The organism is Gracilimonas amylolytica, from assembly GCF_002911695.1.
Classification (GTDB): Bacteria; Bacteroidota; Rhodothermia; order Balneolales; family Balneolaceae; genus Gracilimonas; species Gracilimonas amylolytica.
Genome location: NZ_PQBS01000034.1, coordinates 42,809 through 67,560, shown reverse-complemented (window position 1 = coordinate 67,560; position 24,752 = coordinate 42,809). Strand labels below are relative to the sequence as shown.

Sequence of the window (24,752 nt, the reverse complement as noted above, 5' to 3'; positions counted from 1 at the left end):
TATTTTAAACATTTATTTTAAAACCCAATTTTAGGATACGTATAAGTTGTCCTTGGTTGAAAATTCTTGGCTGTATAAGAATCTGAATAAGATAATGATCGGTTAATGATCCTCTGCATCCCTGCCCCATTAGTTATCTTGATCTTAACAACAAGGTCCGTAAAGTCAGGAACTTCCCCATCAGAAAAATACACATATCTGTCTGCATCAAAACTACTATGGTTAATACCGTATATAGTCTCAAAATCAGCCCATGATTTCAATGGAAGAGGGCTTTTTGATTTATATACGGCATACCGAACTGATGTTATTCCTGTTTCAGGATCTTCAATGTCATCTAATTCAATATGCAACCTGTTATTTGATACTTTATAAGTTACATCCAATGATGGCATTTCTGGGATGCTTTCATCTATTGCTAATGGTCCCGTTGACCTTATAGAGGAAAACTTATTGTTACCATTTACAGATCTGTAGTTGATGTATATGTTTGTACCTTCAGGAATTTCTGATCTGGACAATGTTAAGTATCTGTCAGGTGTTAAATCGGCACTCAAGCTACTAGTGTTGGAAACATAATTTATGTTTGTTGAGATATATGTAGTACCTGAACTAACACCGGAGTAAAGTCCACCTGAAGATTGTTGTACTGTTTCCGAGGACTGAGTATTAGAATTGAACAAATAATAATTGTTATAATGACTCCATCCAAAATCTACCTCTCCATCTGCAGGCCAGGCTCTTAGGTCATCAGATCCAGGAGAAGTACCTATTGAGTATTGAATTCCATTGAGATCTGTTTCGGGGTCATATGGTAACTCAGTAAAGTACAGTTTAACATCCGATGGATTTACTTTAGCTCTCATTCTTCCGGATTTTGGTGGAGTTGGGTCACGAGGTTTTATTGATCCAATGGTATGAATATCGCTCGCATTCCCGGCTACATCTACAGCTCTCACGTGTACAAATACTTCCGTATCAAAGTCTTCTAATACGGAACTCTTCATTGCACCGGTGTAGGTCATATTCAGATCATCGGTTGTATATTTATCCGTATCTGTAAACTGAGCTACTGCAACATTTTCAGAAGTGGATACAATGTATTCGTATCTATCCAATCCTGAATCTGAATCATTTGATTCGGTCCACGCTGCTGAAATTTCTGGAATCAGAGCATTTTCCCAGTCATCTTTATCAGAGTTACTGATGTTAAGGTCGGGTGCTGTTGTAACCATTGGATCTACAGGAGTGGAGTACCCAAACGTACTCATAGTTATAACCAGTGGGGCAGTAATATATGCCGTACCCGGTTTTGATGGCTTATCTGTATCCAGTTTAATAGCTGTGGAACTTTCAGTAACATCGCTGACTAATCCTTCACCATTTATAGCTCTTGCACTTACATAATAGGAAACACCCTCACTCATATTTATTAACCGAGTTTCTCCGGTGATCTGGGAAGTTGGAATTTCGGATATAAACTCTCTGGTACCTTGTAAGGTTGTCCAATCAACCACATCCGTAGCACCTTTTGAAGTACCGATTGCATACTCATAATTAGCGATATCTGATTGTGCATCGTAAGCTTGAATTTTAAGGGTGAGATTGGATGGATCTTTGGTCCAGTATGTTGAAACATAAGTTCCGTAATATCCTTTACCCATAGAAACATACCGGGAAGAACTTCCATAAATATCTCCCAGTTTAATAACAGGCTTGTCCGGTTTGGTATTATCCTCATTCAATACCGAAGGATCACCGTCTGTACCCAGGAATCCTGAGTCAGAAAAGTTAATACCTTCGGGACCGACGTCTACCCAGAACAGAGTTCTTCTAGTAGCTGTATTACCGGCATTACCTCTGACTCTTAATCCCAGGTTTATCATCTTAGTTTCACTTACAGCGTTACCTGTACCCAATGCCGTTTTAAATGGATATATGTTCAATGAGGTCTCTTCCCCTAATGACAGGTAATTGTCGTCGCCAAACGCAACAGACGTGTTATTTATATCCTGCATATTTTCAAGATCACTCAGTTCGACGTTTACACTATTTTCTATAACCCCTACGGGATGAGTAGCCGACCAGGAAATCTCAGTATCATTGAAGAACGTGTTAAAATTAACTGTACTTCCACTTGCAGAATGGCGAGACGTTTCAGCCAATATATCTGAAATTTGAGGAGGCCTCAGGTCATTCGACAACTCTTGTATACGGCTTCTATAATCTGTATTCGATGTATCAGATGAAGTAGTTAGTGTTTCCCCATCTGAAGAAAAATTGATCCCTGCTTTCCAATTCACATAATTGTCTATCATGTTATAGAGAATGGCCGTTAACTGTGCTTTATTGCTGTAAAAAGAGTCAAGCAGAGTTGTCATTCCCTTGTGACCTTCCCTTAGTGTACTTTGAACCGTGTTCATATTTGGGACCACCTCATCTACAACTATCTGAGCCGATTTATCTCCATGTTCTTCAAGTCCCAAAACATGCATGTTATACCAGAAATCCTGATTCATATTTGATACAGAATCACGAACACAATCTAATCCACTTCCATCACAATTTGGATTTAATAGCTCAGAATAGAGATCATTTACTGCAGTCGGGGCACTACTGGATGCAGGGTGAGGAAAGTTGGAATCAAAATTTGAGTTACTGAAGCGTAAAATAGCCTGATTACGTTGTGCTACTTTGTGGACTTCGTTTCTGAAAGCATTGAATCCGGTTGAGCCACTATTCCGGGAATTTAACCGATTATTAAATCGTGAATTCAACGTTCCGATTCCATTCTGAATGCTACTTCTACTACTGATGTACTCTTCCCTAAGGTTATAAGCCCATTCCCATTCCATCCAATTTATATTAGCCTCTAATGCAAAATACTTTTCAAATTTTTCGTACACATCTGTATAGGCTTTTGCCAGAGCATTAACACTTGGCGTAATACTAAGAGCGGGTTCTGTACTGCTGCTACCACCACTTATCTGAGAATTAAGGCTTGAAAGTTGTGAACTCTGACTAGGTGAACGGTAGTTGAAATTATATTCTGCAGCAAGCATATCCTGCATATCATCGAGATTCTCCTCTACCTGTGTAATGCTTTCTCTGAATTGTTGATCCAGCTGATCCACTTCTTCCCTTAACGATTCTGTGCTGTTTGCCTGGTTTTCAGCCATTGTTTCATTTACAGTAAAGGAAACTGAATCCGTTGTATTTTCACTTGGATTCGGCTTAACTACATTTGAAACCGGAGATTGGCTCATCATTGTCATCATGTCTTCGAATGCTGTTTCAGCATCATTACTGAATTCAATAGCTTTTTCAACACTATTATTCAACTTATCTGTAACAGCATCAGAAATTGTCTCAGCATTACTGACTGCCGTTTGCAGTTCCTGTCGGGCATTAGACCGGGAAGTAAACAAGTCATACAGCTTATACACTTTTGGTCGCACCATCATATCTGTTAGAATATTTTGTAACGACGTTGGCAAGTTTCCGCCTTGTGAATAGTATCGGTTATTCTCAACCTGATCTTCGATAATGGTAGCCAGGCTCCTTCTTTGCTGATAACCCTGAGAGTAGATATTAGCACCTGCTTTAAAAACATCCTCTTCTGAGTATGCCGGTCCACTGAATACCGGTGGTTCTGAAAGTGCATTTTTAGCATCCTCTATACTATTTTTCATTGCTTCAATATTCTGCCGGAATTGATCTCTCTGATCCTGAGCCTGAGCAATCAGATCGTTATGATCACCCTGTCCAAATCCACCATCCAGTTTAGATTCTGTAAGCGATACCCAAGCTGATAAACAGGCTTCATCGATCAGGAGATCTACACAACCTCTCACAGCTCCATATAGCTGGAAACCACCCGATCTTTTTGTTACAAAAGCAGCTTTAGCATCAGCTGTGATACAAAAACCGAGACAGGCCTCTGCACTGAACACCACATAGGCCCCAAATGGCATACTGAAATCCGGATCATCGATCATCCAGATGGAGCCGGTCACATTACTGTTCACTTCAAGGATCGGAATATCAACATCAAAGCCAACATTTACTTCCAATAGTACACCCGAACCTGAAGCTAAGAGTTCTCCGCCACCTGTCATGATACCGGAGTAAATGGAGAAGTTAGCCTTACCCATTATTCCCCAAACCGTTTCTCCGTTGTTATCTGCAGCAAAATATTCTATTTCACCATCACCTGTCAGTATGGCCGGTACATTGGCATTCGCAAAGAATGTACCATTAATAAACATTTTTGGATCCCATTGTACTTCAAGTGACATGCCACCCTCCAATAAAGTATTTGCAGGAGCCTCTGAGGTGCCATCCATACCTAAGACCACCCCACTGGCATCCATATAAAAGCCTTCATCAGTAAGCTGTAAAAAAGTACTTCCTTCGATCACATAATCTGTGCCTGAGCCTGCGATACCGAAACTCCCGAAAAGTTGAGCAGCAAATAACAGATCATCACTGTGCGAAAACCTGTCTTTTTTGATGATCGTGTGCCCCATACCTTCAACAGCTGTTACAACAAGATCCAGGTCCTTCTCAGTTGGTTTCCAGAAAAAACCTCCACCGGCTCCCGTTAATTCTATCACGCCCGGAACGATCGGGATACCCACACTTGTCTGTGCAGCCACAAACAATCCATAACTCATTTCTCCACCAATGTTGGCAAATTTACCGGCTACCGCTGCTGAAACATTTTGATTGCCAAAAGTGAAATCTCCACTGGCTGCCGCTCTTAACAGAAATCCGTCATTTGTATTCAGATAGTGCATATTGGCAGTGATGGAAAAATTATCTATCAGTGAAACATTTAAACTATCTATCAGTAGTTCATATTCTCCGGTGGATTTTTTCATGAAGAAAATGGTTTTAACACCCCCGGTAAAGCCTCCGCTTTCACTGTCTGTGCCTCCTCCAATAGATACCGTGAGTGCACTTTGAGACACACTTCCTTGACTGGTGCTAACCGGACAAGGCCCAAAGCACAGTAGTTCGGTCACTCCCGTTTCCGTACGAGTAGGAATTCCAGTTTGATCTCCTTCTATTTCATTAGGTTTCTTTTCAGAAGCATCCGCTATCTCAATGTCTTTGCCATTTTCATATTTTTCGTAAATAAACTGACCGATCCCAATTTTACCGATCCCATCCATTTCGAGTTCTCCGGATCCATCAATATTTCCGTAATTCTTAACACCGGTATGGTCAATTACAAAATTCTCATAGTTGATAGAACTCCGTACTGTCAACGCATCAACATCATCACTCATATTTAAACTTCCACTTAACTCTAATTCAAATCCATCTGGAGTTGTAGAAATTTCATCAAAATTGACGGCTACACTGAATACACTGAAATCATAATCGAAGCCGACATTCCCGGTAGCATTGAATTGCACGTAAGGTGATTCCGCCGACAATCCAATTCCCGGATTTTGCGTGATCTGTCCTGCTTCCCCAAAACTTATGATAGGTGATGTATCTCCTGATTTGTAGAGATCCCCGTTGGCATAAATGCCTGAACTTTCCCAATCATACGGGTCAATATCCGCCTGCAGTTCGTTCAGCTGGAAGTATCCAAAGTCACCCAAAGCATATTGTTGTTCAAGATCAAAAGCAGGTGCAGTCGCTTCTATTTGTACCACATTTTGCTCATCCCGGTAAATACTAATGATCGAGGATGAAGTTTGATCAACCGGTGCCGGTAAAGTGATCGCTAACTCACTGTCCAGCCTTAGTCCTTCATCACCGGATAAGGTCAATGAATTCATTAAAACATACTCGGGGATCAATTCGATATTCTGGGCTTCAATGCTTGAAAAAGTTAAACCACCCTGTGTATCTATCATCAGGTCATTATACTCGATATCTTTCTCCAGGAAAGTCAGGGTCCCGGTATCGGAACTTAGGGCCAATGACCGTCCATTCAGAGTAATAGTTGGACTTTCAATAAGGCCTTCAAATGCCCCTTCAAACAGACTAAAAGTTTGATCTGCTATCGATCCTGAAGCCCCTCCAATTGCAAAGTGCAATGCAGGACTTGATTCAAGCCCATCAACCCCTACTTCAAGGTCCTGTACCGAAACATCCAGCGGCTCACCGATCACATCTTCTAATGACACCTGACCATTCAATACCAGATAAAATGCCTCGTCAGTGCTTACCACATCAATTCCATCTTGCTGATTGAGAGCAAGTGTCGCATCTCCCATGGAAAGGTCTCCGAGTGATCCGGGGTCTATGCTAAAATCCCAGCCGGTATCAGACCACGAAGCTGTATAAAAGATCGGATCTGTTCCTCCACTTACTTCAAGGATCAAACTGCTATTCAATATTCCTGATACGGCAACACTGTTGGTGCCACCAAACTCTGCTTCAATTCCCCAAAGTTCGGCTTCAAAGACATCCGTCTCCTGACTTCCATCTATGTTGCCTGAGTGTTCATAGGCAAAAAGCGGAGTAATACCATCTTGATAGGCCGTCAGGTGTGTCCCAACCGAAACTGAAGCCTGAGATAACCCATTCTGATCGATGACAGCGTTTGCAATGGCATCATGGTCTTTTAGTGGCCCCGGAAGATCAACCTTCAGACCGGCCTTGAGTTCCATGCCATTTCCATCGTTTCCAATGCTGAATTCCGTGATGCTGACCGGGATGTCTAACCGGGATTCCAGTGAGTAACTGCTTTCCAGTGAAAGGGATCCGCCCGTGATATTATAGGAACCGTCCGTAGTCAAACTGAAACCGACATTGACTTCCGTGGGGTCTCCATTTTGATCTTCAAGTGCCGTGATCACCATCGGTAAAGTAGACTCATTAGTGGTGATAGTATAGCCACCGGTTTGTTCATTGGATATGACATCCACAAGCAGACTGTCATTGGAGTCCTTTATGTCGATATAAGCGATATCCTCTGATGGCAACGGAATCCTGGATGGTAATAAAGAGGCAATGAATTCCCCAAGATCAAACCCTCTCTGACTGAGCACAGCTAATGGATCCTGAGACCGAACCCCATTTTCAATTTCGTAGAATAAGGCACGTCCCTGATTTACGGCAAATCCACCCGCATTCAGTGCAAACCCGTCTTCATAGGCAACTTCCAGGGCGGCATATTCTTCTCCCTGAAACCTGATGGTAGCAGTAGAACTTCCGGTCAGATTTAAACCGTTGTTATCGAGAACGATGTCGCCGTTCAGTCCTAATTCGATAGCATTATCTGCCGGCATTGCGGTAGCAGGGTCTTTTAGCTTGAGAGCTAAAGGTTGTACCCCAACCTCCATAGCAAAGTTAGTTGCTATGGAGGCATTACCGGATTGTACCCCGAACGGGTTAAACCCTATTAAAAGATCGTTGAACTGTACGGTAGACTGGACTCCGTCTGCGGATAGATTTCCACCCCCATTCACCAATAGACCATCTTTACTCAGCACAGCCTGATTGATGCCAAAGGTAAACAGAGGGTCACTTGGTCCGTGAGGGAATTCCAAACCAAACTGTTGATCGATCGTTACTGAACCGTCGTTGATCTTACCTTCGATCAGATCGAGTACCAGGTTTCCATTGGCGGTCACTTCAGAACCCTGATCCGTTGCCGGTAAGGTCACCATCACCCCTCCATCCAGTTCTGCCATTTGCTGATCGGCTGACACGCTGAAGTTTAGGTCTGCATTGGTGACCGCAATTTGGGCAGGACCTAATTCAAGGTACCCACAAGGCTGAATACCACTTACCGATCCTTCAAAATATTTACTTTGAACCAGACTCAATGTAAAGGATCCGTTTTCAACACAAGCATTCGGGTCGTCAATGTTAAAAGCCGGCAGGTTACCTAACTCACCGGTCAGGTCGATATTGACGGCCTGAAAGAGGTCTCCATTTTCATCCTGTCCCGCATCCAGTGATCCAAATAACTCACTGATCATTAGAGTCGGTGAATCCGGCATGCCCGGAACCAGGTCTATTTCTGCTCCCCCCAATGGCTGAAACGGCTCAATGGAACCGGTTAAAAATCCGTCAACCAGCCCTACATCATTGAAGGTGAGACCATCCGGTGGATTCAAACCTGTGCCTTCAAACTCAGGCAGATCCACTTCAAAACTCATGTTCACATCCGGATTGAAATCAAGTCCTTCTCCCCAATTGAATGTAAATGGAGAAGTTGTTTCAAGCGATAATGGTTTAAAATTGAAACCGGCAATATCAAACTCCGGCAAACTCAAACCCGGAATACTGGCCGAACTGATGTCCTGTATTGGGATCTGAATCCCTGTATCCCTGATCTCAAATCCCTGCAGTGGGAATATGATCTCCTCAGCTCCTTCAGGTTGAATCCGAATATCTGCATCCAGGGCAAAGGCAAAATCAAATCCTTCTCCCGGAGTGTAATCAAACTGGGGTATACTCTCGATCGTATTCAGTTTTAGGCCAAACACGCCAAAATCAAATTCAGGCAACCCCTCGAGGTCTTCAGTTACCAGATTTTCAAGACTCATACTCCCGGGTGTCAATCTCAGGTCAAATTCCGCGCCGGTTGAGATCCCGGTTTCAGTATTCAGTTCAAAACCACTGTCTATGGTGAAGTCGTAACCGGGTGAATTAGCCCCTTCAAGTAATGTGAACGTTCCGCTGATTCCGTCCACTTTCAATAACGCTTTATCTTCGGGTAAAAGAGGTACCTGAGCATCCATACCGGTGATATTCAGATCGGCTCTTAACACCCCATTGCTTTGAATAAAGAAACCAAATTCCTGTTGGGCATCCGGCAGGTCATTTTCAAACAGATGGAGGTCGCCCAATAAGTGTAATGCCGTCAATGAGGTTCCATTAACCGGCCTGGATCCGAATTGAAGTTTTTTAAGTGTGATCGGAACCTGACGATCTTTTAACTGCCACATTGGATCGTCCTCAGGTATGGTCACTTCGATGCTCCCCTCAAGGATCTCCGGATTAGACGGATTTCCTGATATCACCACGTTATTCAGGGTTACATTGGTGAGTGATGGACTACCCTGTGGATCAAAATAGGGTGCTGTTATGGTCAATGTTTTGCCGGGCAAGGTTGACATCGCATAATTACCGTCCTCATTTTCTGTGATCTCTACCAATAATTCTCCCTCTTCCTTAAGGGTCAGATAGGCAATATCCATCGTTGGCAGAGGAAGATGTTCAGGGATCAACAGGTCCGCAAAGAATCCCGGCGAAGGATGGAAACCATCCTCATCCAGCCACGCTATGCGGCTGTCTCCGTACATGATATCAGCCTGACCACTGCCAACCTCAAAAGGGAACAATCTGAACCGGAAACCATCGGAATAGGCCACCTGAGCCAGGTCGTACTCTTCATCGTTGAACCTGAGGGTTGCATCGGCTTGTCCTTCTGTTTGAATACCTTGCGAATCGATCTGGATCTGCCCCGACATCCCCAAATACATACCGGGGTCTTGTAGCAGCTCAGAATCTAACGGCACGGCCTGATAACTCAGACTTTGATCATTGGGATCAATACCGGCGGCAAAGCCAAACTCACTATCAAACAATATGCGGCCACGTTGTATCTGAAGGGTTTCAATATCGATCAGCAAACTGTCAAAAGTCGTACCCATGATTTGATCTGAACCAAGGTTAAACTGCTGCCGGCCATCCACGCTGAAGCCTTCTTCCGTTAACCGGGCTTCATTCAGTCGGAAACTCAATACCGGTTCTTCAGCCGGAATATTCCAGTCGAAGGGATCATTGATCAGGAAATCCAGTGAGTTAAAACGACCGGTGATCAAATTGAGGCCAAAACTACCCGATGCGGTCTGCCCTTCACTCAGATCCAGATCAGCGGAGGCTATCAGCGATGCCTCCTGTCCGGTTTCAGGTGTATGATCAAATCTTAGTTGGGAGGAGGTTACATTTGCCGTAAAAGGACCAACCAATACATCACAACTTGGAATGATATTTTCGATCTCGCCAACCAGCCCGGTGGTAATAGAAAGCTGAGTGCTGCCAATGTCCAGATCCGAATTTGCCTCACAGGCAAAAGGCTGACCAAGTGTCAGACTTCCACCAAAATCGAGGCGACCAATGGGCTCTTCTCCATTATCGGTAAACCGGACTCCAAATTTACCGGCCATATCATCAATATTGAAAGCATATCCGGCACCAAACTCAAAACTACATCCTTCAAAATTTTGCGGTACGATGGATGCTGAAACTTCATCACCACTTACATTTCCGGCTCTCAATGCTAATTGCTGTCCTCTTATACATTCAGGATAACCCGGATTGTTTGGAACTCCCACCTTTCCTGAGAAACTAAGGTCCCACGGCCCCGGTCCAGTTTGATCCCAGTCAAATATTGGAAACAGAAACTCGGCCAACTCCAAGGTCTCCAGCTGTACGGTATAATTATTTATATCAAAATCAGGAAGTCCTGCCAGCTCTTCTGAAAAATCAATGGAATTGAAATGAGCTCCTTCCTCATCAATTAAAATGTCCCGAACATTATAAGAGCCCCATTCCCCAAAAGATGGGATCTCAAATTTTGCCCCAAGCAGGACTTCAAAATCCCAGTCACCGGTTTGAGCGTCATAGGTTAGTTCTTGCAGTTCACTTTGGTGCAACTCAAGGGTAAAGAACCCAAGATCGATCTTGGGCTTCTCAAATTTACAGCTTTGATCCTGTGAAAAGTCACTGATCTCAAGACCATTTTCTGAGCTTATAGATAGTCCTGCATTCGCTCCACATGCCTGACCCTGATCGGTTTCAAGCCCTATGGAGGTCATCAGGTTCAGATCATAATCCATGTCTCCGGTATTCGGATCTATGCTAAGATCCCCCATCATCCGCTCAACCAGCATGTTCAAGCGGTTACTTTCGTTAACCAATGGTATAGCGATGGGTGAAGTACAACGAAAAGTGGTGACCAGATCACCTTCAATAAATGCAAAGCGGGTTACATCACAGCCCGATTCTCTTCCCAACACTTTTACAGAACCTTCCCCATAAACAGTGCCTTCAGGAAAGGAGGCGTTTATGGAAGTCACTTCTGCTTCAACCAGGTCATCCCCATAATAGAATAGCGGGGAACCGGACGCACTGACCGAACCACGGGCTCCTTGTGGCTCCAGGATCAGGCGACCCTTTGCGTCAAAACTTTGCCCATCGGGACTACTAAGAGCTACGCCTGTGTTGATACCCTCTCCAAAACGCCAGGTTACATCGTTCAGGGTAACCAGTTCAGACTGTGTATTCAAAACATCTGTCAGTTCTTTACCACTTCCTTTAAGGGAACCTCCCATTAGGATCGGAGCCTGAATAGATCCCTTTTGAAGGCGCAGATTATTGACCATCACGGTTACTTTTTTCTGTCCCGTGCTCACAAAATCCATGAGCAGAGTGGCTCGCCCATTGAATTCGTAATAATTACGTTCTTCACTCACCTCCATTCTGTCTAAGTCAGTCAGGCTGGCGAAACCCGGTACAAGTGGTAGGTCTTTCAGATCTCTCAGGTCAGCTATCGTTTCTGAACCGATACCCGATTTATAGGTAAATGTTCGAATGTTACTTTCGCCTTCGTTTCTGATAGGCAGGTCTCCATTCACGGATCTTGCTGTCACCCTCCAGGCATATTCCTGTCCTTTTTCGAGGGGCAGATATTCCGGGGTATAAACAAGGGTGTTTTGTCCGGTTACTTTAGCTTCAGCATGCGCCCGATTACTATTTATAGCCTGCAAAGGCGTTTGGCTGCCAAGCACTTCCACCAAAAGAAAATGATAGTCAATAGAGTAACCGCCAACCGGTACGGGTGTCCAGTTGAATACCGGAGTTTCAAGCGCCAGGTTGGCTCTATCGGATGGGTTGATAAGTATTGGAGCCTGAGGGTAAATAACGGAAAACGGGTTTACTGATGGCATGGAAGAGATCATGGCTCCGCTATTCTCAGCAATAGGCCTGATATTCAGCACATAATTTCCTTCCGGAATGGAACCACCCTGAATGATCTGTTGCTGCTGTTCTTTGGAAAGTTGATCGATCAGGTCATCAAAGGTTTCCCTGAATGGTAATTCATCAAAAACTGAGGTAAAGACATAGGCACCCGGAGCAAAACTTTCGGGTTCAGAGGTTATCTCAAGTACTTCCTTTCCATCCTTTGATAAACTGAATTCAAAGCGAAAATCAACCGGCTGGGTGTTGGAGTTGTTGTAGGTAAAAATGACCTGATACCTTCCATTTCTGAAATTCTCCTCGAACTGATCTGTAAAGGGATCGTTGATCACGCTCGGAATACCCGTCACGTTAATACTGGCTACTCCCTGAGCCATAACGCCTTGTACCCCCGATGATAAAACACAAAACAGCAACAGAAAACCTGCTGCTTTATTCAATAAACCTTTGAAATTTGATGACATCATTGACATAAGCTCGATTTATAAGATCCTTGAATTAAAATCTGTGCTGAAAGTTGATGGTCCCTTCCAGCTCTGTATATTTGGTTCCGGCTCCTTCCAAAGCATTGTTGGTTCTGCTTCTCAGGCTGAGTGAAAGGCTCCCTTTTTCATAGACCCGGTAGTTGGACGACAGGTTGACCATAAGCTGTTGGGTCTTAAAAACAGTGTTCCCCAGATTTTGATCACTTCTATCCAGTTCATTGGTATTCTGATTAAAACCCAGATTCAAATTCATGGAAAGTTTATTCTCAAAAAATGAATAGGAAGCCCCGGCATTGGCCCCAAGTGTTTTATTGTCAGTGCGGGCAGAGTTATACACCAGGTAGTTCCCCATGGCATTTACCGAAAAACCTGACGGGAACGTCAGGCTATAATTAAGTGAACCGGAATAGGTATCTGATGAGAAATTATTCTGACCTGGATTCGCGGATCCTTTGAATTCATTATCCATTTTAAAATAGGAACCGGATACCCCAAAATTATGCATCAGGTCTCCCTGACGTACCGTAAAGTTTGGCTGCAACATAAAGGTATGTGAGACCTGCATTTGACCCAGCCCTGCTTGTTGAAGGGAATCTGCGGCCGCACTTGAAGAAAAATCATTGACCATCAAATTGTAATTGGCACTCAGCATGATCATGTCGGTCAGCTGATACTGAGCATTGGTTCCAACAGAGGTATTCTTTCGAGTCTGAAGACGGGTTCCCAGCAGGTTATCGCGACCAAGAGTCAGTGAACCCTGAAGGGACAGTCGGTTATCAAGAAGGCGGGCAGATGGTGCGATCAAGATCTCCTGTTGGTCATCCCGCATCCTCCCTATTCCAAGAGACCGGAATCCGGGTTGAATCCTCTCGTACCCTACTTGTAACCCAAAATTTTCCAGATTCAAATTAGCTCCCGCCTGTCCCGCATAGTTGATACGGGAACTGGTCCTGGGTCTGAAAATATTATCCACAAAAGAAGGAATTCCCGCTGAGCCGATCGGCAGGGCTGCGCTGTTAAGATCGCGCGTATAAGCTGAAACCGTTACCTGACTGGATACGGTGAATACTCCATCAAATAAGGCTAACTGAGCATCCGGTGTCAGAGTCAGGTTTTCTTCCGGTGTAACTTCAAGAGTATTTGTTCCACTTTTAAGATCACTCACCTTATCTATGGAATAGTGCGAGCTCAGATAAAAGTGTGAATTATTTTCTCCGCCATATCCAAGTTTTGCAGCAGCTGTCCACCGTTCATAAGCCGGGTCTCTGAAGCCGTCATCAACCTGAAACTCCACCTTTCTTCGGGCTTGCCCCCCTGAAACCTCGACGAGCCAGTTGCCCGGAGTTGCTGTTACATATCCACCCCGAATAGTGGTACCATTCAGACCATAATCAGAAAAACTGGGACTGACACTTCCGGCCTGAACCGTGATCCACTCCCAGGAAGCGTTGAAACTCAGGTTGTTCATATTCTGCCTGAGTCCCGTTTGGTCAGTAGAGTAAAGCAGGCTTAAACCGGAACTCAATCCAAACAGCGAAAAATTAAGATTGGCATTGGTTTGAAGAGAAGCCGGAGCCCTTCGGTTATCAATTCCACTGGCGGTGTAGCCATTAGCTTTGATTCCAATACTCCCCGAAGCTGTTAAGGGACGGATATCAGAGCCTTCGATAATGGGGTCGGTTTGGGCCATCACTGATGTGGCCATCCCGAAGAAAAAGATCAATACCCCTGTAAAAATTATGTATTTCCCCTGCAATGTGACTCGTTTCTGTAAAGTTGATAGTTGCACTCCCTCTTACTTACGAGAAACGATTTTAAATCAGCTCAAAATTTTTTAATTAATTTTAAAGACTGTAACCGCTGACCTCCTGCACCCCATACCGGATTCATTTAAAGTTTTAATTACTGAAAATACCGATGTACCCAGGCAGCTGTTACAGACCCCACATAATGCGCATCTTCTTCGTTGGATAACAAATGATCGGCATCATCCAGGGATATAAAGCTTTTGGGGTGTTTAGCCATTTTATAGATGTGAGCCGCATTATCAATACCCACCGTTTTGTCGATCGGAGAATGAAAGATGAGCAGCGGTTTGTCTAAGTTCTTGATGATCCCATCCATGTTTTGTGCTTCCAGATCATCAAGGAATTGTTTCTTGATCTTAAAAGGCCGGCCGGCAAGCTGAACGGTAGCCTCCCCTTTCTTCTCGATCTCTTCTTTTTTATCCAACAACAGATTGGTCACATGATCCGGATTACAGGGTGCAGCCACGGTGGTAACCGCTTCAATGGATTCGATCATGTGAGACGCCTGTAGTACAGCTGCTCCGCCCAAGGAGTGCCCCATTAGCATACGGGGCGACTCCCACTCTTTCTTCATATATTCTGAAGCAGCAACGAGATCCTCAATGTTTGAGGAAAAATTGGTATCCGAAAAATCTCCTTCACTTTCCCCAAGGCCGGTAAAATCAAAGCGAAAAACACCGATCCCTTCTTCCGTTAACGCCCTGCTAATGTGTCCAATGGCTTTTAAATTTTTACTGCAGGTGAAACAGTGGGCAAATAAAATGGTGCCCTTGGTGATCCCGCCTTCCGGTTCATCTATTCTTGCAGAAAGCTCGGCTCCCTGACTTCCTTTAAAACTAATTTTACGGCTGTTCATGTGATCTAACTAAATTGTTTCCTAATTACTTAATCAATTATCATTTAGAAGGAAACATTCCCAACAATATGATCCAATACCTGGCCTAAAAATTACATCTTAAATTATAGCCCCTCTTACATCCAAAGCCACACTCCCTTTTCCTTTTGCCAGAACCGATAATGGATTGATCTCCAGCTCCTTGATCTGAGGATAGTCGATTGCGATCTGACCCAGGGCGGTTAAAACATCGACCACGCTTTCAATATCGCCTTCCGGATACTGTCGCCATCCGGTTAGTTTTTTATGGATCCGGGTTCGTTGGATCAGATCCAGAGCGGCTGTTGCCGACAGTGGGGCAATGGCCATATCCACGTCTTTATATAATTCCACATCCGTCCCTCCTGATCCGAATAATACCATGGGACCGAATTGATCATCCCGTACAAATCCCGTGATCACCTCAGGCGCGTCATCCACCATTTCCTGAACGACCACGCCCTTCATAGTACCACCATGATCTTTCACAGCCTTTTCGATCCTGGTCCAGGCGGACCTTACCTCGTCTTCAGAATTTACTCCCAGTATCACCCCTCCAACATCAGATTTATGAGAAATATCATCAGAGACTAATTTTATAGCCACCGAACTGCCAATCTTCTTAAACTGAGCCACGGCTTCATCCGGAGTCGATGCTATGTGTTGCTCAGGAAACCTCACTCCATACAATTCAAGCAGGCTTTGCCAGTCCTGCATTTGCACGGCTTTATCCGCTTTGTCAGTTTCAATGTTTCGGGGTGAACCGATCTCCGTATCCGCATGAGTGAGCCAGTTTCTGCGGTCGATCATAGCAGAGAGTACCGAAGCCGACCGCTCCGGAAATGCTACATTAGGGATACGTCGCTTTTGCAGGATCTTCAGGGCATCTTCCACCGAAGCTTTGCCCATAATGGAAGTGATCACGGTCTTATCGTGTGAACCGGCCACTTCTCCGACCACTTCTGCCAGGCTAACCGGCAGGAACCAATCCTGAGGCGCCTGTATAACCACCACCGCATCTACCTGATCATCTGAAAGCAATGCCTCCAATGCCAGTGTGTAGGTCCCAGGACCCGAGCCCGCCAGCACATCCACCGGGTTATTGATACTTGCAGCTTTTGGGAGCCGTTTCTTGAGGAAGCTCTTGGTATCCTCTGAAAGCGTTGCCATTTTTAACTCGTTTTTCTCAAGGGCATCAACGGCTAAAATTGCAGGACCTCCGGCATTGGTCAAAACCGCCACGCGATTTCCTTTTGGAAGCGGCTGCCAGGCCATGGCACGGGCCCATTCAAACATCTCCTCGATCGTCTCAGCTTCCTGAATACCACTGTGCCTGAAAGCCGTTTTGAAAGCTTCTGTGCTTCCCGCCAGCGCTCCCGTGTGAGAGGCCACGGCTTTCGCTCCGCTTTCCTCTTTTCCACCTTTCAGCATCAGAAATGGCTTTTCTTTAGCGGTTTCTTTGGCCTGTTTCATAAATTGCATTCCATCCGCCACTCCTTCGATGTAGCCGGTGATCACCTTCGTGTTCGGGTCCTCTGCGATCGACCTGATCATATCCGTTTCATTGATATCGATCTGATTCCCCAGACTCACGATCCGGGAAAATCCAATTCCGCTTCCGCTGGCCCAGTCTATGATGGCAGCCACCATCGCGCCGGAATGGGAAATAAACCCGATCTCACCGGGCTCTGGCATGCCCACCACAAAGGTTGTGTTTACCGGGGTATGCGTGTCGATGGTACCAATACAATTCGGCCCTACGATCCTGATATTATATTCCCGGGCTATAGCCAGCAACTCTTCTTCCCTTTTTTTTCCTTCATCGCCGGTCTCACTGAATCCACCGGTTACGATCACGGCGTGACCAATGCCCCGCTCCCCGCATTCTTTCAGGGAGTCGGCCACGGCATGCGCCGGAACCACAATGATCGCCAGATCGACCGGATCAGGGACTTCCGAAACCGAGGGGTAACAGGTATGATCCAGGATCTCGTACGCTTTGTGATTGACGGGATAGATCCCGCCTTTATACCGGTATTGAATGAGGTTCCTGAGGACCCCATGCCCCAGTTTATGGGCATCCTGAGAAGCTCCGATTATGGCAACCCCTTTGGGCATAAAAAATGGATTCGACATGCAAATGGTGGTTTAGAATTAAACAGCCTAACTGACAAAGTACTTAAATTAAATGAACCGTTGAGTAAATACGAAGCTCATATAAAGGTTTGATAAATATGGCTAAACCAACCCTCCAAGCAACATCAGGGTAGATATCAGGCTTACCATCCCTCCTAAAATAACCTCAAAGCGGGAATGGACTTTCAAATGCAATCGCGACCATATCACAAACGGTAACATCAATAACAACACGGCCGAAACCATGCCGGGGATGAACGTATTTTGTGCCATCCATTGTATCCACCCCAAAAGTATAATGGCCGTTACCATGGAACCCGTATGCACACTGATCTTCCATTTCAGGTTTAGCAGGAAGGCTATGATCAAATTGAATAGATAGATGAGCATCAATACTTCCGGTGCACCTACAAAGATCTCCTCAAATATTAAGTAGCCGGCGAGAACACTTAACACTGAGCTCAAATACAGCCAATTCCGTGAGGTTCTTCCCTTAAAATCCAGTGTTTGAAACTTGTTTGATTGGCGCATGATCAGGGCCATGGACAACGGAATGATCAGAAAGAAAACAGCTGAAACACCTGTTAGCAAAAGCATCTGTGAAGTGCTTCCACTTATACTCATGCCGGCAACACCAAAAACCAGAACCGGCAGAACAAGCGGATTTAAAATATCCGATATAACCCTGGCACACTGATTCACATTTGAGCGTTGTATCATCCTGTCCGTTTTGAAATCAATTAAACCTGCAAGGTTATAAGAAGTATCAAACGATCCGATCCTTATCCGACAAATCCGGGATCTCCCCCTGATATCTGAAAGCTGTTTTTACCACCTTACTCATCCACTCCGACTGATTTTTGATGTACCATTGATCGGCCGCTCTTCGCACACCCAGACCATAAGTGGGATATGGATGTATGGTATCCGCAAGTTGCCGAAGTGAGATGCCATGCTTCATGGCAAGAGCGTATTCACTGATCAGATCGCCCGCCTGCTTTCCATAAATGGTAGCACCGAGAATTTTTCCGCTCCAGGCTTTGGCCAAGATCTTGATCATGCCATCGGTTTCTCCTTCCGTAATGGCCCGGTCCACTTTCGCATATGGGAACCGATAAGTTTCGAAAGAAACCCCTTGTTCCTTTAATTCTTTTTCTGTTGAACCGATGCCCGCCAGTTCAGGATCGGTATAGGTGCTCCAGGGGACATGCGCTTTATCGATCTTCATGGGGACCTTAAGGATGGCATTGCTTGCGGCCACCTTAGCCATATGTTCCGACATGTGCGTAAGTTGATACCTCCCGGTCACATCCCCCGCTGCGTAAATATGCCTCACGTTTGTTTTGCACCGATCATTTACGGTGATGCCTTTCTCGGTATATTCGATCCCCGCATTTTCTACCTTCAGGGATTCAACATTTGCATTTCTTCCGGCAGCAATTAACAGAGCATCACTTTCCAAAACAACCGTCTCTCCGTTACCTTCTGCATGAACCTGAACTGAACCATCTCCGGTTTTGGAAACCTCATTAACCCGGGCCGATAACCGAAACTCTACTCCTTCCTTTTGGAGTCGGTTCAGCAGCATCCCGGAAAGCTCTTCATCATCATTCAGCAAGATGCGATCTTCCATATCGATCACAGTGACCTGTGTTCCCAGCCGCTGAAATGCCTGAGCCATCTCGATCCCAATGGGACCTGCACCGATAATAGTAAGTCTTTCCGGCTGTTCCTTCAGTTCAAAAATAGATTCATTGGTCAGGTACTCCACCTCGGCCAATCCCTGAATGGGTGGGATGATCGCCTTACTGCCAGTTGCGATCAGGATCATGCGTGCGGTTACTTCCTTACGGGCTCCCCCATTCTCTACTTCAATGGTGATGGTATGATCATCCACGAAGGAAGCCCGTCCAAATTCTATGTCTACGCCCATCTCATAGTAGATCTCAGGATCGTCCGCTTCCTCATACACTTCTTCACGCACCTTGCGAACATGTTCAAGCACCGAATTAAAATTCAGAGGTGTTTGTGAACGATGACCAAAAGCCTCCGCTTTTTTTATCCCTGCGGCAAGATCTGCAGCATGCAGCAAGGTTTTACTGGGGATACAGCCGGTCCAGGTGCAATCCCCACCCAGCCTGTCGGCCTCTATCATCAACGTTTTGGCTCCAAAGTTAGCCCCCATTCCGGAAGCGGTAAGTCCGGCTGCTCCACCCCCGATCACAATAAGATCATAATCATAACTCATTCGGTAACCTTTGCTTTTTGCGTGTTTCTGATCTTGTTAAACGTTGAATACATCCCATAGCCCAATAATGCAATAATCAGAACATAAACCCAAAGCGGTACATTTTCTCCGGCTATCATCAGATACAGGTAAGCGGAAGACAAAAAGAATCCAGTTGAAATAACAGGCCATGTGATCGACCGCCCACTTCTTTTATTTCGAATGATCCAGGCCACAGACAGGGTGAAAAATGGGATCGCCCCCACATAGATCCCTGCAAAAATGTACGGATTGACGTTATAATTGGCTGAAAGTCCCATCAGATATTCATGCACAAATTCAAATTCCATAGAGGCATTCTAAGTTTATATATTGAGTTTATTGGATGAGCCGAGCCTACCATGTCTTACGTAAATGCCCGGTTTACAATTGGCACAAACATAATATCATATAAAACGTTCTGTCAGATCCAACAGGATTGTTTCAGATTCGACCCTTATCATCAGGCATATTCTTTGAAACAACGTATCACCTAAACCAAGGTATGACAAAAGAGACCTCTGAAGTACTGCTGATTTTTGTTAAGAACCCCGTGAAAGGCCGCGTCAAAACCCGGCTGGCCAAAGCTGTCGGGGAAACAAAAGCTCTTCATGTTTATCAGGAACTATTAAAGATCACGAAACGGGTAACGTCTCTCCTTCCCGTTGATAAACAGGTGTGGTATTCGGATGCCATAGTTAAGGATGATCTTTGGGACGAGGAACGGTTCACAAAATACAAACAAAAAGGGGAAGATCTTGGGATTCGTATGAGTGCCGCCTTTCAACAAGCCTTTGAACACTCCTATAAAAAAGTTGTGATCATTGGCAGCGATTGTCCGGACCTGAATGCAACTCACCTCAAAAAAGCTTTTCAGGCTTTGGATACGCATGATGTTGTCATTGGTCCTGCGGAAGACGGAGGCTACTATCTGCTTGGAATGACACACTTTATCCCAACTCTGTTTGAGGGGATCACATGGAGTGAGGCTACCGTATTTGATCAAACTATCCATAAGTTAAGAAGCCGAGCCAAAACCTGGCATGTACTTCCTGTCCTTAATGATATCGATGATATCAATGACCTGAAACGATCCGGAGTTTTCAGCGATAAGAACGATCTCTGACTTTTTCAGAACATTTTCACAAAATAACGATATACACTTATATCAGAATACACTTATATCAGAGGCGTCAACAAAATCCGTCTCAAAACAAATTTTCGTTTTTAATTCACCTCATTCTGATATACCTTAGCGGCGGACTTTTGGCTAAAAATTGTAAAAGCCCCTTACTCGATCGATCGACCGTTCATCAAGCAACCCTATCGGATTACTCTAAACTTATTGTATGATCAACGCACTTAAGAAATTTATTCTCAAGGACCTGGTTCTCGAGATCAAGGATATACGAAGCCTGGAGCTTTTAAAAAACATCCACTCCGAATACCTTCCGTGGACAGGCGCATCCATTCATCCTACCGCATTGTTATATATGCTGAATGATATCACGATCCACCAGCGTAAACATGTTGTGGAATGTGGCAGTGGGATCTCAACGATCTATATTGCCAGCCTGATCAGGAATTTAAAGAAGGATGTCACCTTCCAGACCATAGATCATAACGAGCATTGGCTATCCATCATGCGAGATCACCTCGAAGAACACGATCTTCTGGACCATGTGGATCTGATCCATGCTCCATTAAAATACTGTCAGCACTGTAAGGATGATACTTACGAGTGGTACGACTCATCCATCCTGGATGAACGCATTCTGGATAAACCGATTGATATGCTCTTTGTGGATGGGCCCCCGGCCAAAAAACGCTCCTGCGACCTGAGTCGATACCCCGCACTCTCCTATTTTCATTCAAAACTGGATGAAGAATACATAGTTCTACTGGACGACAGCTGCCGTAAAGGTGAATTGAAAACGGCCAAACTCTGGAAAGATGAATTTGGATTATCCTTCAAACAGGAGATCCTGAAAGGTGATGTCCTGATCGCTAAGAATGGCGGACCTTATACCGTTCTGTAAATGTTTGGTGAACCATGGATCCTGTTACTCACGGACTTGTTGGCGCTACGGTTTCTCAATCTTTCACTGACAAGGCCAAATTACGATCTGCAGCACTGACCGGATTCGCCTCAGCCTTACTGGCTGATGCGGATATCTTTATATCCTCAGCCTCCGATCCCCTCCTCAATATTGAGATGCACCGCCATTTTATGCATTCGTTCTTGTTTGCCCCGGTGGGAGCTCTCATTGCTTCAGGAATACTTTGGTGGTTGGTTAAGAAGAAATTATCCTACAAAGAAACGTATTTATTCAGTTTTCTGGGATATGTCTCAGCCATTCTGATGGATTATGTTACCAGCTACGGCGTACACCTTTTCTGGCCATTTGGCGACGAGCGATATTCCCTCGATATCATTTCCGTCTTTGATCCGGTTTTTACCCTTGGCATCCTGATACTTACCGCCTTAGCCCTGTTCAAATACGAAAAACGATATATCCGGTTTTCATTGATATGGATCGTTGCTTACCTGTCGCTGGGTTTGATCCAGCAAAACAGAGCCCTCAAAGCCATTGAGTCCATAACCGACCGCAACGCCCAACCAATGGAACAGATCGTGGCCAAACCGACCATTGCCAATCAACTGCTGTGGAGTGTCAGATATATCAGCCGCGATACCGTGTACAGCTATGGGGTGCGACTCATGCCATTTACAGCACCAAAAATGTACCCGGGTGAATCCACTGCTCTTCTGAACTGGCAGGATGAATTTAAGGATCATAAAAACACGACCCTGTATACCGACATACAACGATTTTCAGATCTTTCAGAAGGATGGCTGATCAAACATCCCGAGCATGATCAGGTGATCGGCGACGCCCGATACTCCATGCTGCCCACCACCCTCTCCCCTCTCTGGGGTATTACCGCAGACACCGCTAATCCCGATCAACACGTAGAATTTGACACTTATCGTAATGCAGATGAGCAAGTCCGCCAGGGGTTTCTGGACATGCTTTTGGGGAGGGATTTGAAGGACGGTTTATAACAAGCCATTCTTGATTAAACTTAACCTAAGATTCTCCTTTTAACTGTCTCCGTTTTAAGGGGAGCCGACAGAGGCTTCTTTGGTCCCAAAAAACCACTCTGTCACACGAGCTACATTGTGACAGAGCAGAACAAATAAACTACTGCTTCTTTTTCTTTGGAGCAGCTTGTGATAAAGCGCTTCCAGTTTCTTTCTTGGAGGCTTCATTTAGCTGCAAAACTCAATTCTTCAATCATCAAAACAAACTACGTTGATTTTCCTGAGGATCTTTAGGCGGATAAAACACCCCAATAATCACAAAAGGATTATTCATTCTTCGCCGATGATATTGTAGTGTCGTTCCAAGAAATAGATGAATATCATTTTTTTGAGTGAATGTGTCATAATATTTATCTTTTACTTTTTGAAGCGCAACTTGCTCATCCCCATCGGCTCTTTTTAAACAGTTCCAGTATAATGCCCCGATCTCCCAATCTTCGATCATCATTCTGGAAGGTTTGCCATTTTTATCTTCCAGTTTATAGTAGAACTTAAAGGGGAGTTTTTGGACGATATCTTTGTCCCCTTTACCTCCCCGTTCATCAAAAAGATCGGTTTGTTGAAGATTCTTCTGTAAACCCTCACTCCATTCACGTTCCTCTTCATATTCAAATCCGGTGATCTTTGCAGGCTTGAAGGTAGCCAGAGATACATTCTTCGGTTCTTTAGAGTCTTCTATCAATTCAGACATGGATGTATAAACTTTTGGACCTTTTTTTAAAACTAACTCCTTTCTTATCCTCCATTTTTTTGACGTATCAACCGTTTCAATAATATCCATATCATCCAAGCTTGTATCGGCCGGTGAGTAACTTTCAGGACGGAAATCCTTCTTTGCTTTCTTGAGGGTAATATCCACCCATTGGTATTTACTGTACTGACCATCATCTTTTAGAAATCGAAACGGAACCGGATAAATTCTGATCCACTCCCCTTCATCTGTTATTCCGGCCGTACAGACCAGCTCATCGTAAGACCTTGATGGAAGTGGATAAGCTTTTACGGTAATCAGTACTCTTTTTCTCTCCTCGTTTTTTGGATGACTCATATTCCCCCGAATGTTGTGTTATCAATTATATGTGTTCGATCGGCACCCCGTATTCTTCGTGAAGGTGATCGGATATTTTATGGCGATGGCAACTGGTGTGTTCCCGCTCAAAACAAGTGATGGCAACTCGTTCGTACTTTTCTGTTAGTTCCTTGAGTTGATTCAATTCGGTATCCCTGTTTGGGAGCGTTTCTCGCTTATATTCATCGAATAAAAGTTCATAATCTTTAGGCGTATTCAGATTCTGCCGTTTATCAGATTCAATGCCTAACTCCGGGATGTGTAAAAACTCAATACCCATTTTTTGGCACATATTCTTGAGCTGGCTCTTGGAAAACCCGTATTTCATGCTCATTGAATTCTTTCGGACATCCACCAGTAAATTGACCTGCTTGCTGTATAAGCGGTTCATATATTCTTCCGCGGAAATACCTTCATACCCGATGGTATATAAAATATTACCCGTGTTTTTGGGGCGGGAAAGTTCTACTCGTTTTAATTCATCTTCTGTTAACAGATCTTCTGCTATTTCACTCCGCGTCGCATAAAATGGGAATTCCCGATACGTATATTTGACCAGCTCTTCAATGGAATAATTGTTGAACTGCTTCCAAAGTTCATTCAGGATTTTTTGATCCGTTTGGTTCAGTTCCTCCAGGTAGCTTTGATTGGCAGAAAATACCCAGTGTTTTGAATCTTTAAGCTGACCGTATTTGATCATTGTACCCTTGTCAGCTCTGGCTTGAAAAGAAAAAGCACCATATTTGTACGGCACAAACTCAAAGGCCGGTTTCCGCTGTCGGCGGGTAAATACTAAAAGCAGCTTCTGAAAGTGGGTGGGCTTAAGTTCCCCGCCAAACCGTTCAATGAGTGCTAATATGACTTTTCTACGGTAATACATGAATTTTTTAGTTGATTACTTTAGCCCAGATGACACTCAAATGTATCCAAATTTGAAATGATTTGTGGGGTTTTACGGGGACTGTTCGTTTAGCCATGAAGCCAAACCCCTTTGCGGCTCACTCGGACCGGGTGGTCCGGCGGGGCATTTCCAGCGGGGGATTTGGGAAA

The 24,752-nt window shown here is 44.6% G+C and carries 13 protein-coding genes; 3 read left to right on the top strand and 10 right to left on the bottom strand.

Annotation, left to right across the window (positions count from 1 at the left end):
- Positions 1 to 17 precede the first annotated feature (17 nt).
- The 7 genes from C3B73_RS07710 to C3B73_RS07680 form a co-directional block, all read right to left on the bottom strand.
- Complete coding sequence (locus tag C3B73_RS07710; RefSeq protein WP_157939448.1) at positions 18 to 12,425, bottom strand: hypothetical protein; 12,408 nt, start codon at positions 12,423 to 12,425, stop codon at positions 18 to 20.
- Between the two features lie 31 nt (positions 12,426 to 12,456).
- Positions 12,457 to 14,199, bottom strand: a complete 1,743-nt coding sequence (locus C3B73_RS07705; RefSeq protein ID WP_232803073.1) for an outer membrane beta-barrel family protein — start codon at positions 14,197 to 14,199, stop codon at positions 12,457 to 12,459.
- Between the two features lie 146 nt (positions 14,200 to 14,345).
- Entirely contained in the window at positions 14,346 to 15,107 is a 762-nt protein-coding gene (locus tag C3B73_RS07700) for an alpha/beta hydrolase family protein (RefSeq protein ID WP_103665021.1), read from the bottom strand.
- Between the two features lie 99 nt (positions 15,108 to 15,206).
- Positions 15,207 to 17,261: an acetate--CoA ligase family protein gene (locus C3B73_RS07695; protein ID WP_103665020.1), complete on the bottom strand. Its 2,055-nt coding sequence runs from the start codon at positions 17,259 to 17,261 to the stop codon at positions 15,207 to 15,209.
- A gap of 102 nt (positions 17,262 to 17,363) precedes the next feature.
- On the bottom strand, positions 17,364 to 17,981 hold the full coding sequence (locus C3B73_RS07690; RefSeq protein WP_103665019.1) for a hypothetical protein: 618 nt from the start codon (positions 17,979 to 17,981) through the stop codon (positions 17,364 to 17,366).
- Positions 17,982 to 18,027: 46 nt separating this feature from the next.
- A complete protein-coding gene (locus C3B73_RS07685) occupies positions 18,028 to 19,509 on the bottom strand; it encodes a dihydrolipoyl dehydrogenase family protein (protein ID WP_103665018.1) in 1,482 nt (493 codons plus the stop codon).
- Positions 19,506 to 19,838, bottom strand: a complete 333-nt coding sequence (locus tag C3B73_RS07680) for a hypothetical protein (RefSeq protein WP_103665017.1) — start codon at positions 19,836 to 19,838, stop codon at positions 19,506 to 19,508. Before C3B73_RS07680 ends, C3B73_RS07685 begins: the two co-directional genes overlap by 4 nt.
- A 194-nt stretch (positions 19,839 to 20,032) precedes the next feature.
- On the opposite strand from C3B73_RS07680, the gene C3B73_RS07675 reads away from it, so the two are divergent.
- From C3B73_RS07675 to C3B73_RS07665, 3 genes are all read left to right on the top strand, one after another.
- Positions 20,033 to 20,653 (top strand): TIGR04282 family arsenosugar biosynthesis glycosyltransferase, encoded by a 621-nt coding sequence (locus C3B73_RS07675; RefSeq protein WP_103665016.1) that lies wholly within the window; start codon positions 20,033 to 20,035, stop codon positions 20,651 to 20,653.
- A gap of 223 nt (positions 20,654 to 20,876) precedes the next feature.
- On the top strand, positions 20,877 to 21,566 hold the full coding sequence (locus tag C3B73_RS07670) for a class I SAM-dependent methyltransferase (protein ID WP_103665015.1): 690 nt from the start codon (positions 20,877 to 20,879) through the stop codon (positions 21,564 to 21,566).
- 14 nt (positions 21,567 to 21,580) lie between these two features.
- Entirely contained in the window at positions 21,581 to 22,594 is a 1,014-nt protein-coding gene (locus C3B73_RS07665; RefSeq protein ID WP_103665014.1) for a metal-dependent hydrolase, read from the top strand.
- 54 nt (positions 22,595 to 22,648) lie between these two features.
- Here the strand turns inward: C3B73_RS07665 and C3B73_RS14085 are convergent, their stop codons facing one another.
- Genes C3B73_RS14085 through C3B73_RS07655 form a run of 3 tightly spaced genes read right to left on the bottom strand, consistent with a single transcriptional unit; the run spans position 22,649 to position 24,582 of the window.
- Positions 22,649 to 22,801 carry a hypothetical protein gene (locus C3B73_RS14085; RefSeq protein ID WP_232803072.1) on the bottom strand — a complete coding sequence of 51 codons (153 nt, stop codon included), beginning with the start codon at positions 22,799 to 22,801 and terminating at the stop codon, positions 22,649 to 22,651.
- A 28-nt stretch (positions 22,802 to 22,829) separates the two neighbouring features.
- Complete coding sequence (locus C3B73_RS07660) at positions 22,830 to 23,681, bottom strand: hypothetical protein (RefSeq protein WP_103665013.1); 852 nt, start codon at positions 23,679 to 23,681, stop codon at positions 22,830 to 22,832.
- Between the two features lie 25 nt (positions 23,682 to 23,706).
- Positions 23,707 to 24,582: a DUF488 domain-containing protein gene (locus C3B73_RS07655; protein WP_103665012.1), complete on the bottom strand. Its 876-nt coding sequence runs from the start codon at positions 24,580 to 24,582 to the stop codon at positions 23,707 to 23,709.
- Positions 24,583 to 24,752 lie beyond the last annotated feature (170 nt).

Bases quoted from the DNA above. Each gene is read 5' to 3' on its own strand.
- C3B73_RS07655 (WP_103665012.1), bottom strand. From the start codon at position 24,582: ATGTATTACCGTAGAAAAGTCATATTAGCACTCATTGAACGGTTTGGC.
- C3B73_RS07680 (WP_103665017.1), bottom strand. From the start codon at position 19,838: ATGGAATTTGAATTTGTGCATGAATATCTGATGGGACTTTCAGCCAAT.
- C3B73_RS07665 (WP_103665014.1), top strand. From the start codon at position 21,581: ATGGATCCTGTTACTCACGGACTTGTTGGCGCTACGGTTTCTCAATCT.
- C3B73_RS07675 (WP_103665016.1), top strand. From the start codon at position 20,033: ATGACAAAAGAGACCTCTGAAGTACTGCTGATTTTTGTTAAGAACCCC.
- C3B73_RS07695 (WP_103665020.1), bottom strand. From the start codon at position 17,261: ATGTCGAATCCATTTTTTATGCCCAAAGGGGTTGCCATAATCGGAGCT.
- C3B73_RS07690 (WP_103665019.1), bottom strand. From the start codon at position 17,981: ATGATACAACGCTCAAATGTGAATCAGTGTGCCAGGGTTATATCGGAT.
- C3B73_RS07710 (WP_157939448.1), bottom strand. From the start codon at position 12,425: ATGATGTCATCAAATTTCAAAGGTTTATTGAATAAAGCAGCAGGTTTT.
- C3B73_RS07685 (WP_103665018.1), bottom strand. From the start codon at position 19,509: ATGAGTTATGATTATGATCTTATTGTGATCGGGGGTGGAGCAGCCGGA.
- C3B73_RS07660 (WP_103665013.1), bottom strand. From the start codon at position 23,681: ATGAGTCATCCAAAAAACGAGGAGAGAAAAAGAGTACTGATTACCGTA.
- C3B73_RS14085 (WP_232803072.1), bottom strand. From the start codon at position 22,801: ATGAAGCCTCCAAGAAAGAAACTGGAAGCGCTTTATCACAAGCTGCTC.
- C3B73_RS07670 (WP_103665015.1), top strand. From the start codon at position 20,877: ATGATCAACGCACTTAAGAAATTTATTCTCAAGGACCTGGTTCTCGAG.
- C3B73_RS07700 (WP_103665021.1), bottom strand. From the start codon at position 15,107: ATGAACAGCCGTAAAATTAGTTTTAAAGGAAGTCAGGGAGCCGAGCTT.